The following is a 15049-nucleotide window of genomic DNA, read 5'->3' as shown; positions in this document are numbered from 1 at the left end:
GTGGCAAACAGCTCGCGCAGCAGTTGTTGCGGATCGACCGACATGGCGGGCTCCCGGAATTCTTGTTATTCGAAAGGGCAACTCGGAACCCTTGTGGGAGCGAGCCTGCTCGCGAACGCGGTATGTCAGCCAACATGGATGTTGAATGTGAAGCCGCTTTCGCGAGCAGGCTCGCTCCCACAGGGTTTTGTGCAGGCTTTATTTTTTGTCGCGAATCGAGAAATTGGCCATGTGCTCAAGGCCCTTGATCAGCGCCGAGTGGTCCCAGTTGCTGCCACCGATGGCCGCGCAGGTGCTGAATACCTGCTGGGCATTGGCGGTGTTCGGCAGGTTGATGTTCAGCTCCTTGGCGCCTTGCAGGGCCAGGTTCAGGTCCTTCTGGTGCAGGCTGATGCGGAAGCCCGGGTCGAAGGTGCCTTTGATCATGCGCTCGCCGTGCACTTCGAGAATCTTCGAAGAAGCGAAGCCGCCCATCAGCGCTTCACGCACCTTGGCCGGGTCGGCACCGTTTTTCGAAGCGAACAGCAGGGCTTCAGCGACAGCCTGAATGTTCAGCGCGACGATGATCTGGTTCGCCACTTTGGCGGTCTGGCCGTCGCCATTGCCGCCGACCAGGGTGATGTTCTTGCCCATGGCCTGGAACAGCGGCAGGGCGCGTTCGAAGGCATCGGCGTCGCCACCGACCATGATGCTCAGGGTGGCGGCCTTGGCACCGACTTCACCGCCCGACACTGGCGCGTCGAGGTACTGCGCGCCTTTCTCGTTGATCTTCGCCGCGAAGGCTTTGGTGGCGGTCGGCGAGATAGAGCTCATGTCGATGACCACTTTGCCTTTACCGATACCGGCGGCAACACCGTCGGCGCGGAACAGCACGTCGTCGACCTGCGGAGTATCCGGAACCATGACGATGATGAATTCGGCTTCCTGCGCCACTTCGCGCGGGTTGGCCAGGGCGACGGCGCCAGCGGCGACCAGATCGGCCGGGGCCGCGTCGTGGTGTTGCGACAGGAACAGGCTGTGACCGGCTTTCTGCAGGTTCGCCGCCATTGGGTGGCCCATGATGCCGGTGCCGATGAATCCGATTTTAGCCATGAGAAAATCCTCTTGTTTTTGTCGTGCTCAAGCAAATATGGGAGGTGCTTTTCATGTGGGAGCGAGCCTGCTCGCGAATGCGGTGGAACATTCAATATCCGTGTTGACTGAACCACCGCATTCGCGAGCAGGCTCGCTCCCACAGGGGATTTGCTGTGTTTCTTAGATTGCGTTGTGTGATTTCAACCAACCCAGGCCCGCTTCGGTGGTGGTCAGCGGTTTGTACTCGCAACCGACCCAACCCTGATAGCCGATGCGATCAAGGTGTTCGAACAGGAAGCGGTAGTTGATTTCACCGGTGCCCGGCTCGTTGCGCCCCGGGTTGTCCGCGAGTTGCACGTGGTTGATCTCGCCCAGGTGCGATTGCAGGGTGCGGGCCAGATCGCCTTCCATGATTTGCATGTGATAGATGTCGTATTGCAGGAACAGATTGGCGCTGCCGACCTGTTCGCGAATCGACAGGGCTTGCGCCGTGTTGTTCAGGTAGAAGCCCGGGATGTCGCGGGTGTTGATCGCTTCCATCACCAGTTTGATGCCCACCGCTTGCAGCTTGTCGGCGGCGTATTTGAGGTTGGCGACGAAGGTCTTTTCCACGGTGACATCGTCAACGCCTTGCGGGCGGATGCCGGCCAGGCAGTTGACCTGGGTGTTGCCCAGCACTTGTGCGTAAGCGATCGCCAGATCGACCCCGGCGCGGAATTCTTCGACCCGATCCGGCAGGCAGGCAATACCGCGCTCGCCCTTGGCCCAGTCACCGGCCGGCAGGTTGAACAGCACTTGGGTCAGCCCGTTGGCCTCGAGTTTTGCCTTGATTTCAGCCGAGCTGAAGTCGTACGGGAACAGGTATTCCACTCCACTGAAACCGGCCTTGGCGGCGGCGTCGAAACGGGCAAGGAAATCCTGTTCGGTGAACAGCATGGACAGGTTGGCTGCGAAACGCGGCATGGTGGTCTCCCGTAAATCTTGTGAGGTCCCCTGTGGGAGCGAGCTGTGGCGAGGGGATTTATCCCCGTTCGGCTGCGAAGCAGTCGTAAACCATTGTATGCGGTGTACCTGATACGCCGCGGTTTCAGGTTTTGAGGCCGCTTCGCGCCCTAACGGGGATAAATCCCCTCACCACACAGGCTCGCTCCCACAGGGAGAGCAGTCAGCAGTTAATCGAGCAACGAAATCGCCGTCGGCGCGTCATTGCCGACCAGCGCCAGGTCTTCGAACTCGTTGACCGCGTTGATCTCGGTACCCATGGAGATGTTGGTCACACGCTCCAGAATGATCTCGACGATCACCGGCACCTTGAACTCTTCGATCATCTGTTCGGCCCTGCGCAGGGCAGGGGCGATTTCCGACGGTTCGAACACACGCAGCGCCTTGCAGCCGAGGCCCTCGGCGACTGCGATGTGGTCAACCCCGTAACCGTTGAGTTCCGGCGCATTCAGGTTATCGAAGGACAGCTGCACGCAGTAGTCCATTTCGAACCCGCGCTGGGCTTGACGGATCAGGCCCAGGTACGAGTTGTTCACCACGACGTGGATGTACGGCAGTTTGAACTGAGCGCCGACCGCCAGTTCTTCGATCATGAACTGGAAATCATAGTCCCCCGACAGGGCCACGACTTTGCGGTTCGGATCGGCCTTCACCACGCCCAGCGCTGCCGGAATGGTCCAGCCCAACGGGCCTGCCTGGCCGCAGTTGATCCAGTGACGCGGCTTGTAGACGTGCAGGAACTGCGCGCCGGCAATCTGCGACAGACCAATGGTGCTGACGTAGCAGGTGTCCTTGCCGAACACCTGGTTCATTTCTTCATAAACGCGCTGCGGCTTGACCGGCACGTTGTCGAAGTGGGTCTTGCGATGCAGGCTGGCCTTGCGCTGCTGGCAATCCTGCAGCCAGGCGCTGCGGTTCTTCAGCTTGCCGGCGGCTTGCCATTCACGGGCGACTTCAATGAACACGGTCAGCGCTGCCGCGGCGTCGGAAACGATGCCCAGATCCGGCGTGAACACGCGGCCGATCTGCGTGCCTTCGATGTCGACGTGAATGAACTTGCGGCCTTCGGTGTACACGTCAACCGAACCGGTGTGACGGTTGGCCCAACGGTTACCAATGCCCAGCACCACGTCGGATTTCAGCATGGTGGCGTTGCCGTAACGGTGCGAAGTCTGCAGACCAACCATGCCGACCATCAGCGGGTGATCGTCAGGGATGGTGCCCCAGCCCATCAGGGTCGGGATGACCGGAATACCAGTCAGCTCGGCGAACTCGACCAGCAGGTCGCTGGCGTCGGCGTTGATGATGCCGCCGCCGGCCACCAGCAGTGGGCGCTCAGCCTGATCCAGCAAAGCCAAAGCTTTTTCAACCTGAACGCGGGTCGCAGTCGGCTTGGCCAATGGCAGCGGCTGGTAAGCGTCGATGTCGAATTCGATCTCGGCCATCTGCACGTCGAACGGCAGGTCGATCAGTACAGGGCCTGGACGGCCGGAGCGCATTTCATAAAAGGCTTTCTGGAACGCGTAAGGCACCTGGCCCGGCTCCAGAACCGTGGTTGCCCACTTGGTCACTGGCTTGACGATGCTGGTGATGTCGACAGCCTGGAAATCTTCCTTGTGCATACGGGCGCGGGGTGCCTGACCGGTAATGCAGAGGATTGGAATCGAGTCGGCCGAGGCGCTGTAGAGCCCGGTGACCATGTCGGTGCCGGCCGGGCCGGACGTGCCGATGCACACGCCGATATTGCCGGCCTTGGTGCGGGTGTAGCCCTCGGCCATGTGCGAGGCGCCTTCAACGTGGCGAGCAAGGACGTGATCGATGCCACCGACCTTCTGCAAGGCGGAGTACAGCGGGTTGATCGCTGCGCCCGGTATGCCAAAAGCGGTATCAACCCCTTCACGGCGCATCACCAGAACGGCGGCTTCGATTGCTCTCATTTTGCTCATGGTTTTGTGCCTCTTTACGTTTTGTAATTGTATACAAGTGGCTTTGCGCAGAGTGTATTCACGGCGGACGGCGCAGGTCAATCCATTTTCTCAAGCGGCTGTTTCATTCGTCGGAAGCCCGATGTGCTGTGGCTTTTCGTCGCATGTGGCGCTTTTCGAGAATTATTGTATACAAAAAAATAACTCATTGTGTTCTATTTGTGTCATCGGGCTGCGGCACAAACGCGCAGTCCCACGACTTTCCCTATAACAAAATGAGGACGGCACCATGAGCGCTTTAACCTTGAAAGTCGCAGTCAACCTGGTCAGCGAAGCCATCAACGCAGGACGCGGCATCAACGCCGCGCCGCTGACCATCGCGGTGCTCGACACCGGCGGCCACCTGATCGCCCTGCAACGCGAAGACGGCGCCAGCCTGCTGCGCCCGAACATCGCCATCGGCAAAGCCTGGGGCGCCATCGCCTTGGGCAAAGGCTCACGCCTTCTCGCCCAGGACGCCCAACAACGCCCGGCGTTTTTTTCTTCGTTGAACAGCATGGGGCAGGGCAGCGTAGTGCCGGCACCTGGGGGCGTGTTGATTCGCAACCAGGCCGGTGAAGTGCTCGGCGCGATCGGCATCAGTGGGGATTTGTCGGATGTCGACGAGCAGGTGGCAATTAAAGCGGTAGAGGCGCTGGATTTGAGGGCGGATGGCGGGGTGGTGGCTTGAATTTGCGTTGAACGAGCAATCGCCATCGCGAGCCGGCTCACTCCTACATTGGGTTAGGAGGTGTACATGAAATGTTCAGTGTCCGAAAACCCCTGTGGGAGCGAGCTTGCTCGCGAAGGCGATTTTTAACAGACACATTTAGCCAACGTCTGTCCGCCTCCTGTCTGTGCTTTGGATCTAATCTTTCAGGTCTTCTCATGAAAGGGGCAAAGGAATGCCAAAACTATCAGCCTCGCATCGCCTGCGCATTGGCCGTTACGACGAACCTAACCGCTTATATCTACTGACCGCCAACACACTTCATCGCGAACCTGTTTTCCGCGATTTTGCATTAGGTAAGTTAGTCGGTGACCAATTTCGAAACGCCGAGGAGCTGGGGTTTGCCGACTCGTTGGCATGGGTGGTAATGCCCGACCACTTTCACTGGTTGATCGATTTGAAGCAGGGTTCCTTGAGTGAACTGATGCAAAGGACAAAGTCCTTAAGCGCGCGTGCTGTGAACACGGCTGCGGGTAGAAAAGGCACCCTCTGGCAGCATGGGTTTCACGATCGCGCACTGCGGCGGGAGGATGATTTGGTGCAAATGGCTCGATATGTTGTGGCTAACCCGTTGCGGGCAGGTTTAGTGCAAAGGTTTAGCGATTATCCGCTGTGGCATGCGATTTGGGTTGATAGGCAGACCGAGTCGCTCCATTCGCGAGCAAGCTCGCTCCCACAGGTGATTTGAGAGCACCATAGGTCCAAATGTGGGAGCGAGCCTGCTCGCGAAGCGGTTCCCCCGATCTCACTGATCCGGCTCACACCCCTTCAACACCAACCGGATGATCGTCTGCGCCGCCGCTTCATAATCGGCCTCATCAAGCTTGTCCTTCCCGGTCACCGCCGAAATCTGCCAGTCGAAGTCGGCGTAGGTCTGGGTGGCGGCCCAGATGCTGAACATCAGGTGGTTGGGGTCGATCGGGGCGATCTGGCCGCGGTCGATCCAGCTCTGGATGCAGGCGATGTTGTGCTTGGCCTGGGCGTTGAGCTGCTCGACCAGGTCGGCGCTCAGGTGCGGGGCACCGTGCATGATTTCGCTGGCAAACACCTTGGAGGCGTAGGGCAGGTCGCGGGAGATGCGGATCTTCGAGCGGATGTAGCCGCTCAGCACCTCGCTCGGCACGCCGTCCGGGTTGAACGGGGTCGAGGCCTGCAGAATCGGCTCGATGATGCTTTCCAGCACCTCGCGGTAGAGGTTTTCCTTGGATTTGAAGTAGTAGTAGACGTTGGGCTTGGGCAATCCCGCCTTGGCGGCGATGTCGCTGGTTTTGGTCGCCGCGAAGCCCTTGTCGGCAAACTCTTCGCTGGCGGCGCGCAGGATCAGTTCTTTGTTACGCTCGCGGATTGTGCTCATAAACCCGGTGGTTCCTTGCCTGTTCTGGCGGTGGCGCATGGTAGCACCGGCCCTGAGCGGCGCTCAACAATGCAGCCTGTGGCCGGCGGTCGCGTTATGCTTGGCAACATTCATACACAGAAGGAAACAGGATTCATGGCAGGAAGCAGTTTGCTGGTGCTGATCGATGACATCGCCACCGTTCTGGATGACGTTGCGTTGATGACCAAGATGGCCGCGAAGAAGACCGCCGGGGTGCTCGGTGATGATCTGGCGCTCAATGCCCAGCAGGTTTCGGGCGTGCGCGCCGAGCGGGAAATTCCCGTGGTCTGGGCGGTGGCCAAGGGCTCGTTTGTCAACAAACTGATCCTCGTGCCGTCGGCACTGGCAATCAGTGCTTTCGTACCGTGGCTGGTGACGCCGCTGTTGATGGTCGGCGGTGCGTACCTGTGTTTCGAGGGTTTCGAGAAGCTCGCGCACAAGTTCTTGCACAGCAAAGAGGAAGACGAGGCCGGCCATGCGCAGCTGACCGAGGCTGTCGCCGACCCGGCCACCGATCTGGTGGCTTACGAAAAGGACAAGATCAAAGGCGCGATCCGCACTGACTTCATTCTCTCGGCAGAAATCATCGCCATCACCCTCGGCACCGTGGCAGATGCCTCACTGACTCAGCAAGTGGTGGTCATGTCCGGCATCGCCATCGTCATGACCGTCGGCGTCTACGGTTTGGTGGCGGGCATTGTCAAACTCGACGATCTGGGGCTGTGGCTGACACAGAAGCCCGGGCAGATGGCGAAAAAAATCGGCAGCGGTATTCTCAGCGCCGCGCCGTACATGATGAAAACCCTGTCGGTGGTTGGCACGGCAGCGATGTTCCTGGTCGGCGGCGGCATCCTCACCCATGGCGTGCCGGTGCTGCATCACTGGATTGAAGGCGTCGGCGCAGCGGCAGGGAGCGCCGGGTTCGCCGTGCCGATGCTGCTCAATGGTGTTGCGGGGATTATTGCTGGCGCAGCGGTGTTGGCGGTGGTTTCGGTCGTAGGCAAGCTCTGGAAAGCGCTGAAGGGTTAATCAGCAACACATAACAAGTGTGGGAGCGAGCCTGCTCGCGAATGCGGTAGTTCAGTCAATATCGATGTTGACTGAAACTCCGCGTTCGCGAGCAGGCTCGCTCCCACAGTGTTTTGCGGCAGCCGATTTACTCGGCAATCTGCAACTTGCGCGCCTCGGTATACACGTACCGCACTTTCTCGTACTCGAACGGCGAGTTCATCTGGCCGTAGCGGAAGCTGGTCTGGTAGCGCTTGTCGATTGCACGCAAGGCCCAGACTTCCGGATGGTTGGAGCTGACTTCCGCGACATTGAGGAAGTTGATCGCGGTATCGGCGGTGTAATCCACGGCCAGACCTGCGGTGTCGCGGATGTTCGACGGGCCGAAAATCGGCAGTACGAAGTAGGCGCCGCCCGGTACGCCGTAGAAGCCCAGGGTCTGACCGAAGTCTTCGTTCTGGCGCGGCAGGCCCATGGCGGTGGCCGGGTCCCACAGGCCGGCGATGCCGATGGTGGTGTTGAGCAGCAGGCGCGCGGTGGTTTCCATCGAGCGCTGGCCCTTGAACTGCAACAGGCTGTTGACCAGGTTCGGCACGTCACCAATGTTGTTGAAGAAGTTGCTCACCCCGGTACGCACAAAGCTTGGGGTGATGTAGCGATAGCCATCGACTACCGGCAGGAACACCCACTGGTCGAAGCGATAGTTGAAGTGGTAGACCCGGCGGTTCCACGATTCCAGCGGGTCATAGACGTTCAGCGCGTTGAGCGTCGAACGTTCGAACTCGCGCTGGTCCAGGCCCGGGTTGAACTTGAGTTTGGTCAGCGGTTCCTTGAAGCCGTCGCTGTCGACCACTACCGGGGCATCGGCTTTACTGTTGTCGGCCTGGGCCACGCCTGCACAGAGGAACGCTGCAATCAGCAGGAGATATTTAGCCACGGAAGAACTCCAGCATGGCGTCGCTGTTGACGCGGTAGTTAAGGTTGCCGCAGTGGCCGCCCAGTGGATAAACGGTCAGGCGATCACCGAAGGTCTTGCGCAGGAAGCCCAGGTCGCCAGGGCCGAGGATGACGTCGTCGGCGTTGTGCATCACGGCGATTTTCGGGCTGTCGTGCAGGTAATCCTTGAGCGCATACAGGCTGACCTGATCGATCAGTTGCAGCAGGCTGCCGCCATCAGTGCGCGCGCGCCACATCGGAATAACCTGCTCGGTGATGTAGCAGTCGAAATCGCATTGCAGCGCACGCTTGAGGAACGGCGTGAGGCTGGTGCCTTCGGTGATCGGGAATTTCGGCGGGGTAATCAGACCGCGACGGTTGACCAGGTCCGAGGTGTAGGCAATATCGGCTGCCGAGAAGCGGAACGACGTGCCAATCAGCATGGCCATCTGTTCGTTGGTCAGGTGCTGCTTGGACTGCTGGAAGTCATACAGCAGCGCATCGTTGAGGTCGATGTAGCCTTTCTGCTGGAAGTAGCGGGTCAGCTTGCTCAGTACCAGTTCATAGAAGGTGGTGCTGTTGTTGATGCCTTTCACCTCGGTCTGTACCAGCTTGTCGAGGTTGGTCACCGAGGTATAGAGGTTGACCGGCGGGTTCAGCAACAGGACTTTCTTGAAGTTGAAGCTGCGGCGCGTCTCGTCCAGATGCGCGACGAACGCGGCATCAAGGGCGCCGAGGCTGTAGCCGGTCAGATAGTACTCGGTGACCGGCAGTTTCGGGTTCTGCGCCCGCACGGCCTGCATCACCCGGTACATGTCTTCGGCGTCTTCCTTGGTAACGCCCGGGGTGGCGAAACGCGAAGCGGCGCTGATGAAGTCGAAGCTGGTCGGCGACGACAGTTGCACGACGTGGTAGCCGGCCTTGTAGTAAAGCTTTTTCAGGTATTCGTTGAGCGTGCTGTCAAAGCGCGCACCGGTGCCGGCGATCAGGAAGATCAGCGGCGCCGGTTTGTCCTGCGTGGCGATGCGGTAAGTGAGCTTCTTCACTGCCCAGAAATTGTCCGGCAGCTGGAATTCACGCTCCGGGCGCAGGGTGAGGCTGCGGTCCGTTTGATTGATGTCGTCGTCCAGCGGCAACTCCGGACGCAGATCCGGTGGTGTCGTGGCGATCGTCGCCTCGAACGGGTTGGTCAGCGGGTAGCCATAGCTGGCGGCGTCGATATCCACCGCCAGCGCGGACGCACTCAAGATAAGGCCGCTGAACAGCGCGGCGAAGCGCAAGGAACGGAGCATGACTAGATCCCTTAGAGGAAGGTGCCGATTGAAGTTCGCAGGCTATGACCACCGGCCGTGCGCCAAAGTGCCATGCTGCGGCACCAAACAGGCGGAATTCGGGGTAATAGTAGCTGGACGATACACGTTGCGAGGGCTTGCTGAACAGTTAACAGTTGTTAGTGCTTGCGAATGCCGGTCGGCAGATTAAGCTGGCCGCCGATTTCCGCAGATTGGAGTGCTCCATGTCCCGCCGCTTGCCCGTGATTGCGCTGCTCGTTTTGTTGCCGCTGTGGCTGGCCGCCAGCTATGCCGCGCGCTATGGCTTCATGGAAGACGGGCAGTGGGTCGGCATCTGTGTCGACGAGGCCAGTCGTTGGGAGTGCCTAGTGCGTTCGAACCTTGGGCTGATGATTCATTTCAAGGTGTTGGGCTGGGCAGCGGTGGGCGCGGCGGTTTTGGGCTTTATTGTGCCAGGGCGGGCAGGTTGGTGGCTGGCGGTGCTGGCGCTGGTGTTCGGCCTGCCGGCGCTGGCGTTGTACAACACGACGTTGGCGGTGTTTGCGGTGGTGATTGCCGGGTTGCGCCTGGTCCGCGAGTCCCGCAGCGCCTGACAGTCAGTCATCGCGGGCAAGCCCGCTCCCACAGGGGATTTGTGAACGCCACAGATCCAATGTGGGAGCGAGCCTGCTCGCGAAGAGGCCTGAACCGCTCTGATGATCAGAGGTTGCGAACCCGCAGGCAGCGCCACAACGCCACCACCATCAATCCACTCACCAACGCCCAGCCCCAGGCCTGCTGATTCAGCAGCCCTTCCTGATACAACTGCGGCGCAATCCCCGCACCGACGATAAAGGTCAGCAGAGCAATCTCCCGGCGCGGCACGCTTACCGGGCGGCACAGGTAGACCAACGCCGGCAGCACGAACGCCATGCTGGCGAAACTGCGATAGCGCGGATCGAAGACCATCTCCAGCATCATCACCGCTGCGGCAAAACCGGCGGCTGCGACCAGCCACCCGGCGCGACGCTCAAGGAAATCGAACGCGCGCGAACGCCAACCGCTGCGTGCACTCAACGTCAGCGCGGCATGCGCGAGCACCAGCAAATTCAACCCGGTGAGCAAACCGACCCACAGCCATTCACCGGCAAAGCGCGTGGTCAGCCGCGCCAGATCGGCCCAGGCGCCAATCGAGCAAGCAGCGACGGCGCCCAGCAGTGGCAGGACAAGCGCCGAACGTGTGCTGCGCACGCGTCCACCAAGCATCAGCGTGCCGAGGAAGATCAAGCCACCGACTGCCAGCCACTCCTTCCAGTACGGCACATTGCTCACCGGCCCGGCGAGTACGCCCTTGTCCTGCCGATCGGCATCGAACAGCCCCCAATAGCCGCCGACCGCACCCTCACTGCCGCGTTTCCACGGCTGATCAACAGCTTCAATCAAGTTGTAACGCCAGCCTTCCTGCTCGGCCATCGTCACGAAACCACGAATGAATTTCGCCTCGTTGACCCGGCTCGGCACGGCGGTTTCGCGCTGGCGGCCTTCGCTCGGCCAGCCGGTTTCGCCGATCATCACGTCCTTGGGCGCAAATTTGTGGCCGAACACCTGACGCACATCCGCCACATGCCGCAGCGCCACGTCGATGTTCGACGGATCGTCTTCCCAGTACGGCAGCAAGTGAATGGTCAGAAAGTCCACGGCCGGGGCGATTTCCGGATGCTTGAGCCAGAATTCCCAGACGTCGGCGTAGGTCACCGGTTGCTTGACCTGGCTTTTGACCTTGTTGATCAGCCGCGCCAGTTGCGCGCCAGTGACCTCTTTGCGCAGCAGCGCTTCGTTGCCGACAATTACGGCTGTGACCACGTCGGGGTTGGCATTGGCCGATTTGATCAGCAGCTCGACTTCCTGTTCGGTGTCGACCGGGTTGCTGTTGACCCAGGCGCCGATCATCAACTTCAGACCGTGTTTGCGCGCCAGATCGGGCAGGGCTTCGAGCCCGGTCATCGAGTAGGTGCGGATGCATTCAAAGCGTGTCGCCAGTAGTGCAAGGTCGGCGTCCATGCGCTCGGGGCGTAATTTGAACGGCACGTCGAACGGCGATTGGTCTTTGTCGAACGGTGTGTAGGAGGCGCATTGCAACTTGTGCGTCGGCGTCGCGGCATCCGGCAGGATCACCGGTTGGCCGAGGCCATACCAGAAACCGCCAAGGGCCAGGAGCCCGAGCAGGCAGGCGAACAGATAAGGCAGAAAAGGAAATCGGGACGTTGCGGACATGGTCAGGCCGAGTGGCTGCAAAGCGACGCATGTTACCTGCATTTATAGAAGGGCAGGTGGCTCGCAGGCGTTGTACATGCAAAGTTCGGGCGGATTGTCTGGCGTCAATTAATCTCGCTTGATTAATGGCTTTCTGATGTCGTTTCTCGCTGCCTTGAGGTCGCTGACAGAGCAGGTCGCCGGCCGCTTGAGGTTGATGATCAAACCATCAGTACCCTTTTTGAAAAATCGGCTGATGTTCGGTGTGTGAGGTCCGGCGTGATGGGGGCGCTGTGCACCATAACAATACGTTGACGATGCCCGGCATCCGTCGGGCGCAGCATTTCGGGGAAGTAAACGATGAAGATGCGACGACTTTTAGGCGCAGGTGCCGCTCTGGCGCTTGCGATGAGTTCCACTTTCGCCAACGCTGAAAAACAGACCCTGAACATCGGTTACGTTGACGGCTGGTCCGACAGCGTCGCGACCACTCACGTGGCGGCCGAAGTGATCAAACAGAAACTCGGTTATGACGTGAAGCTGCAGGCCGTCGCCACCGGGATCATGTGGCAGGGCGTGGCCACCGGCAAACTCGATGCGATGCTCTCGGCCTGGCTGCCCGTGACCCACGGTGACTACTGGACGAAAAACAAGGATCAGGTCGTCGATTACGGCCCGAACTTCAAGGACGCGAAAATCGGCCTGATCGTGCCGGAGTACGTCAAAGCCAAATCGATCGAAGACCTGAAAACCGACGACACTTTCAAAAACCGCATTGTCGGCATCGACGCCGGTTCAGGCGTGATGCTCAAGACCGATCAGGCGATCAAGGATTACGGTCTGGACAAGTACAGCCTCAAGGCCAGTTCCGGCGCCGGCATGATTGCCGAGTTGACCCGCGCCGAGAAGAAGAACGAATCCATCGCTGTCACCGGTTGGGTGCCGCACTGGATGTTCGCCAAGTGGAAGCTGCGCTTCCTCGACGACCCGAAAGGTGTGTATGGCCAGGCTGAAACCGTGAACAGCATCGGCAGCAAAGGCCTGGACGCCAAGGCGCCGGAAGTGGCCAAGTTCCTGAAAAACTTCCAGTGGGCGTCGAAAGACGAAATCGGCGAAGTCATGCTGGCGATTCAGGACGGTGCCAAGCCTGATGCAGCGGCCAAGGACTGGGTGGCCAAACACCCGGATCGTGTAGCTGACTGGACCAAATAATCTAAACACCGCCACACCCCCGTGGGAGCGAGCCTGCTCGCGAATGCAATCTGTCAGTTGATGCGATATCGACCGATAGGACGCCTTCGCGAGCAGGCTCGCTCCCACAGTTTTTTTCTGAGTACCGGAAAATGGCCAAAACATCATGGCCATCTACTACTAAGGTCGTCTGGAACCTCTCTCGCAGCCGCATACATTAGCTACGTTCCAACAATAATTTGTGCTGCGAGGATAAAAACAATGAACGACAGCATTTACCTCTCGATTCAAAACAGTCCCCGATTCAAGGAGCTGGTTCAGAAAAGGGAACGATTCGCCTGGATTCTCTCGGCAATCATGCTTGGGCTGTACTCCGCATTCATCCTGCTGATCGCATACGGGCCGCACGTGCTCGGGGCGAAACTCAGTCCTGAATCCTCGATCACCTGGGGCATCCCGATCGGTGTCGGCCTGATCATTTCAGCCTTCGTCCTGACCGGCATCTACGTGCGCCGCGCCAATGGCGAGTTCGACGACCTGAACAATGCGATTCTCAAGGAGGCTCAGCAATGATCCGGCGTCTACTGGCTCTATTGAGCGTTGCGGCTTTCGCGCCGAGTGTCTGGGCGGCTGACGCGTTGACGGAGGAGGTGGCCAAACAGCCGCTGAACATCCCGGCGATCCTGATGTTCGTGGCCTTCGTCGGCGCGACGTTGTACATCACTTACTGGGCTTCGAAGAAAAACAACTCGGCCGCCGATTATTATGCGGCGGGCGGCAAGATCACCGGTTTCCAGAACGGCCTGGCGATCGCTGGCGACTACATGTCGGCGGCGTCCTTTCTGGGTATTTCCGCGCTGGTGTTCACCTCGGGCTACGACGGCTTGATCTACTCGATCGGCTTCCTCGTCGGCTGGCCGATCATTCTGTTCCTGATCGCCGAACGCCTGCGCAACCTGGGTAAATACACCTTTGCCGACGTGGCGTCCTACCGCCTCGGGCAAACCCAGATTCGCACCCTGTCCGCCTGCGGCTCGCTGGTGGTGGTGGCGTTCTACCTGATCGCGCAAATGGTCGGTGCCGGCAAGCTGATCCAGCTGCTGTTCGGCCTCGATTACCACGTTGCGGTAATCCTGGTGGGCGTGCTGATGTGCATGTACGTGCTGTTCGGCGGCATGCTCGCGACCACTTGGGTGCAGATCATCAAGGCAGTGTTGCTGCTGTCCGGTGCCTCGTTCATGGCACTGATGGTAATGAAGCACGTGGGCTTCGACTTCAACACGCTGTTCTCCGAAGCGATCAAGGTTCACGCCAAGGGCGAAGCGATCATGAGCCCTGGCGGTCTGGTCAAGGATCCGATCTCGGCATTCTCGCTGGGTCTGGCACTGATGTTCGGTACCGCTGGCCTGCCGCACATTCTGATGCGCTTCTTCACCGTGAGTGACGCCAAGGAAGCGCGCAAGAGCGTGCTGTACGCTACCGGCTTCATTGGCTACTTCTACATCCTGACCTTCATCATCGGCTTCGGCGCGATCCTGCTGGTCAGCACCAACCCGGCCTTCAAAGATGCAGCGGGCGCCTTGCTCGGCGGCAACAACATGGCGGCGGTGCACCTGGCCAACGCGGTGGGCGGCAGCATCTTCCTAGGCTTCATCTCGGCAGTGGCGTTCGCAACCATTCTGGCTGTGGTAGCCGGTCTGACGCTGGCGGGTGCTTCGGCGGTTTCTCACGACCTGTACGCCAGTGTGATCAAGAAGGGCAAAGCCAACGAGAAGGATGAGATTCGCGTGTCGAAGATCACCACTATCGCCCTGGCGGTGCTGGCGATTGGTCTGGGCATTCTGTTCGAAAGCCAGAACATTGCGTTCATGGTTGGCCTGGCGTTCTCGATTGCGGCGAGCTGCAACTTCCCGGTACTGCTGCTTTCGATGTACTGGAAGAAGCTCACCACTCGCGGCGCTATGATCGGCGGCTGGCTCGGTCTGGTGAGTGCTGTTGGTCTGATGATCCTCGGCCCGACCATCTGGGTGCAGATTCTGCATCACGAGAAGGCGATCTTCCCTTACGAGTATCCGGCGCTGTTCTCGATGATGATTGCGTTCATCGGGATCTGGTTCTTCTCGATTACTGACAAGTCGGCGGCTGCGGACAATGAGCGGGCGCTGTTCTTCCCGCAGTTTGTGCGCTCGCAGACCGGGTTGGGGGCGAGTGGGGCGGTTTCGCACTAAGAGATCAGATGTAAGCT

Annotated in this window: 14 protein-coding genes; 7 read left to right on the top strand and 7 right to left on the bottom strand. The window is 59.6% G+C overall.

Translation table 11 applies throughout. The features are described from left to right. Window positions 1-198: 198 nt before the first annotated feature. The 3 genes from D6877_RS27950 to gcl form a co-directional block, all read right to left on the bottom strand. Complete coding sequence (locus D6877_RS27950; protein ID WP_056783869.1) at window positions 199-1092, bottom strand: 2-hydroxy-3-oxopropionate reductase; 894 nt, start codon at window positions 1090-1092, stop codon at window positions 199-201. A gap of 162 nt (window positions 1093-1254) precedes the next feature. Next, window positions 1255-2037 carry a hydroxypyruvate isomerase gene (hyi, locus tag D6877_RS27945; protein WP_130912776.1) on the bottom strand — a complete coding sequence of 261 codons (783 nt, stop codon included), beginning with the start codon at window positions 2035-2037 and terminating at the stop codon, window positions 1255-1257. A 209-nt stretch (window positions 2038-2246) separates the two neighbouring features. Continuing rightward, window positions 2247-4022, bottom strand: coding sequence for a glyoxylate carboligase (gcl, locus tag D6877_RS27940; protein WP_130912775.1), 1776 nt, complete (start codon window positions 4020-4022; stop codon window positions 2247-2249). 268 nt (window positions 4023-4290) lie between these two features. On the opposite strand from gcl, the gene D6877_RS27935 reads away from it, so the two are divergent. Next, the gene (locus tag D6877_RS27935) at window positions 4291-4731 is read left to right on the top strand and encodes a heme-binding protein (RefSeq protein ID WP_130912774.1); all 441 of its coding nucleotides are present in this window, start codon (window positions 4291-4293) and stop codon (window positions 4729-4731) included. A 214-nt stretch (window positions 4732-4945) separates the two neighbouring features. Then, window positions 4946-5458, top strand: a complete 513-nt coding sequence (locus D6877_RS27930) for a transposase (RefSeq protein ID WP_130912773.1) — start codon at window positions 4946-4948, stop codon at window positions 5456-5458. Window positions 5459-5515: 57 nt separating this feature from the next. On the opposite strand, the gene D6877_RS27925 is transcribed toward D6877_RS27930, so the two are convergent. Further along, window positions 5516-6124 carry a TetR/AcrR family transcriptional regulator gene (locus tag D6877_RS27925; protein WP_051600396.1) on the bottom strand — a complete coding sequence of 203 codons (609 nt, stop codon included), beginning with the start codon at window positions 6122-6124 and terminating at the stop codon, window positions 5516-5518. Window positions 6125-6259: 135 nt separating this feature from the next. Between D6877_RS27925 and D6877_RS27920 the strand changes: the two genes are divergently transcribed. Next, entirely contained in the window at window positions 6260-7174 is a 915-nt protein-coding gene (locus D6877_RS27920; RefSeq protein ID WP_130912772.1) for a DUF808 domain-containing protein, read from the top strand. A 127-nt stretch (window positions 7175-7301) separates the two neighbouring features. On the opposite strand, the gene D6877_RS27915 is transcribed toward D6877_RS27920, so the two are convergent. Further along, window positions 7302-8090 carry a VacJ family lipoprotein gene (locus D6877_RS27915; RefSeq protein WP_024012144.1) on the bottom strand — a complete coding sequence of 263 codons (789 nt, stop codon included), beginning with the start codon at window positions 8088-8090 and terminating at the stop codon, window positions 7302-7304. Continuing rightward, the gene (locus D6877_RS27910) at window positions 8083-9381 is read right to left on the bottom strand and encodes a serine protein kinase PrkA (protein ID WP_016771020.1); all 1299 of its coding nucleotides are present in this window, start codon (window positions 9379-9381) and stop codon (window positions 8083-8085) included. The genes D6877_RS27915 and D6877_RS27910 overlap by 8 nt, the downstream gene beginning before the upstream one ends. Before the next feature lie 224 nt (window positions 9382-9605). On the opposite strand from D6877_RS27910, the gene D6877_RS27905 reads away from it, so the two are divergent. Further along, the gene (locus tag D6877_RS27905; RefSeq protein ID WP_130912771.1) at window positions 9606-9974 is read left to right on the top strand and encodes a hypothetical protein; all 369 of its coding nucleotides are present in this window, start codon (window positions 9606-9608) and stop codon (window positions 9972-9974) included. A gap of 106 nt (window positions 9975-10080) precedes the next feature. Here the strand turns inward: D6877_RS27905 and D6877_RS27900 are convergent, their stop codons facing one another. Beyond that, entirely contained in the window at window positions 10081-11676 is a 1596-nt protein-coding gene (locus D6877_RS27900) for a beta (1-6) glucans synthase (RefSeq protein ID WP_130912770.1), read from the bottom strand. Between the two features lie 297 nt (window positions 11677-11973). On the opposite strand from D6877_RS27900, the gene D6877_RS27890 reads away from it, so the two are divergent. The 3 genes from D6877_RS27890 (at window position 11974) to D6877_RS27880 (ending at window position 15032) form a co-directional block, all read left to right on the top strand. After that, on the top strand, window positions 11974-12825 hold the full coding sequence (locus tag D6877_RS27890) for a glycine betaine ABC transporter substrate-binding protein (protein WP_041479599.1): 852 nt from the start codon (window positions 11974-11976) through the stop codon (window positions 12823-12825). Between the two features lie 240 nt (window positions 12826-13065). Continuing rightward, window positions 13066-13377 (top strand): DUF485 domain-containing protein, encoded by a 312-nt coding sequence (locus tag D6877_RS27885; protein ID WP_016771016.1) that lies wholly within the window; start codon window positions 13066-13068, stop codon window positions 13375-13377. Next, on the top strand, window positions 13374-15032 hold the full coding sequence (locus tag D6877_RS27880) for a cation acetate symporter (RefSeq protein WP_130912769.1): 1659 nt from the start codon (window positions 13374-13376) through the stop codon (window positions 15030-15032). The genes D6877_RS27885 and D6877_RS27880 overlap by 4 nt, the downstream gene beginning before the upstream one ends. Window positions 15033-15049: the final 17 nt, after the last annotated feature.

The organism is Pseudomonas sp. Sample_9 (genome assembly GCF_004307535.1).
Taxonomy (GTDB): Bacteria; Pseudomonadota; Gammaproteobacteria; order Pseudomonadales; family Pseudomonadaceae; genus Aquipseudomonas; species Aquipseudomonas mercuritolerans.
This window is presented reverse-complemented; position numbering and strand designations above follow the sequence as displayed.

Coding starts and splice junctions, on each gene's coding strand:
- D6877_RS27920 (WP_130912772.1), top strand. CDS start 6,260: ATGGCAGGAAGCAGTTTGCTGGTGCTGATCGATGACATCGCCACCGTT.
- D6877_RS27880 (WP_130912769.1), top strand. CDS start 13,374: ATGATCCGGCGTCTACTGGCTCTATTGAGCGTTGCGGCTTTCGCGCCG.
- hyi (WP_130912776.1), bottom strand. CDS start 2,037: ATGCCGCGTTTCGCAGCCAACCTGTCCATGCTGTTCACCGAACAGGAT.
- D6877_RS27910 (WP_016771020.1), bottom strand. CDS start 9,381: ATGCTCCGTTCCTTGCGCTTCGCCGCGCTGTTCAGCGGCCTTATCTTG.
- D6877_RS27930 (WP_130912773.1), top strand. CDS start 4,946: ATGCCAAAACTATCAGCCTCGCATCGCCTGCGCATTGGCCGTTACGAC.
- D6877_RS27935 (WP_130912774.1), top strand. CDS start 4,291: ATGAGCGCTTTAACCTTGAAAGTCGCAGTCAACCTGGTCAGCGAAGCC.
- D6877_RS27885 (WP_016771016.1), top strand. CDS start 13,066: ATGAACGACAGCATTTACCTCTCGATTCAAAACAGTCCCCGATTCAAG.
- gcl (WP_130912775.1), bottom strand. CDS start 4,022: ATGAGCAAAATGAGAGCAATCGAAGCCGCCGTTCTGGTGATGCGCCGT.
- D6877_RS27900 (WP_130912770.1), bottom strand. CDS start 11,676: ATGCAGGTAACATGCGTCGCTTTGCAGCCACTCGGCCTGACCATGTCC.
- D6877_RS27890 (WP_041479599.1), top strand. CDS start 11,974: ATGAAGATGCGACGACTTTTAGGCGCAGGTGCCGCTCTGGCGCTTGCG.
- D6877_RS27950 (WP_056783869.1), bottom strand. CDS start 1,092: ATGGCTAAAATCGGATTCATCGGCACCGGCATCATGGGCCACCCAATG.
- D6877_RS27925 (WP_051600396.1), bottom strand. CDS start 6,124: ATGAGCACAATCCGCGAGCGTAACAAAGAACTGATCCTGCGCGCCGCC.
- D6877_RS27905 (WP_130912771.1), top strand. CDS start 9,606: ATGTCCCGCCGCTTGCCCGTGATTGCGCTGCTCGTTTTGTTGCCGCTG.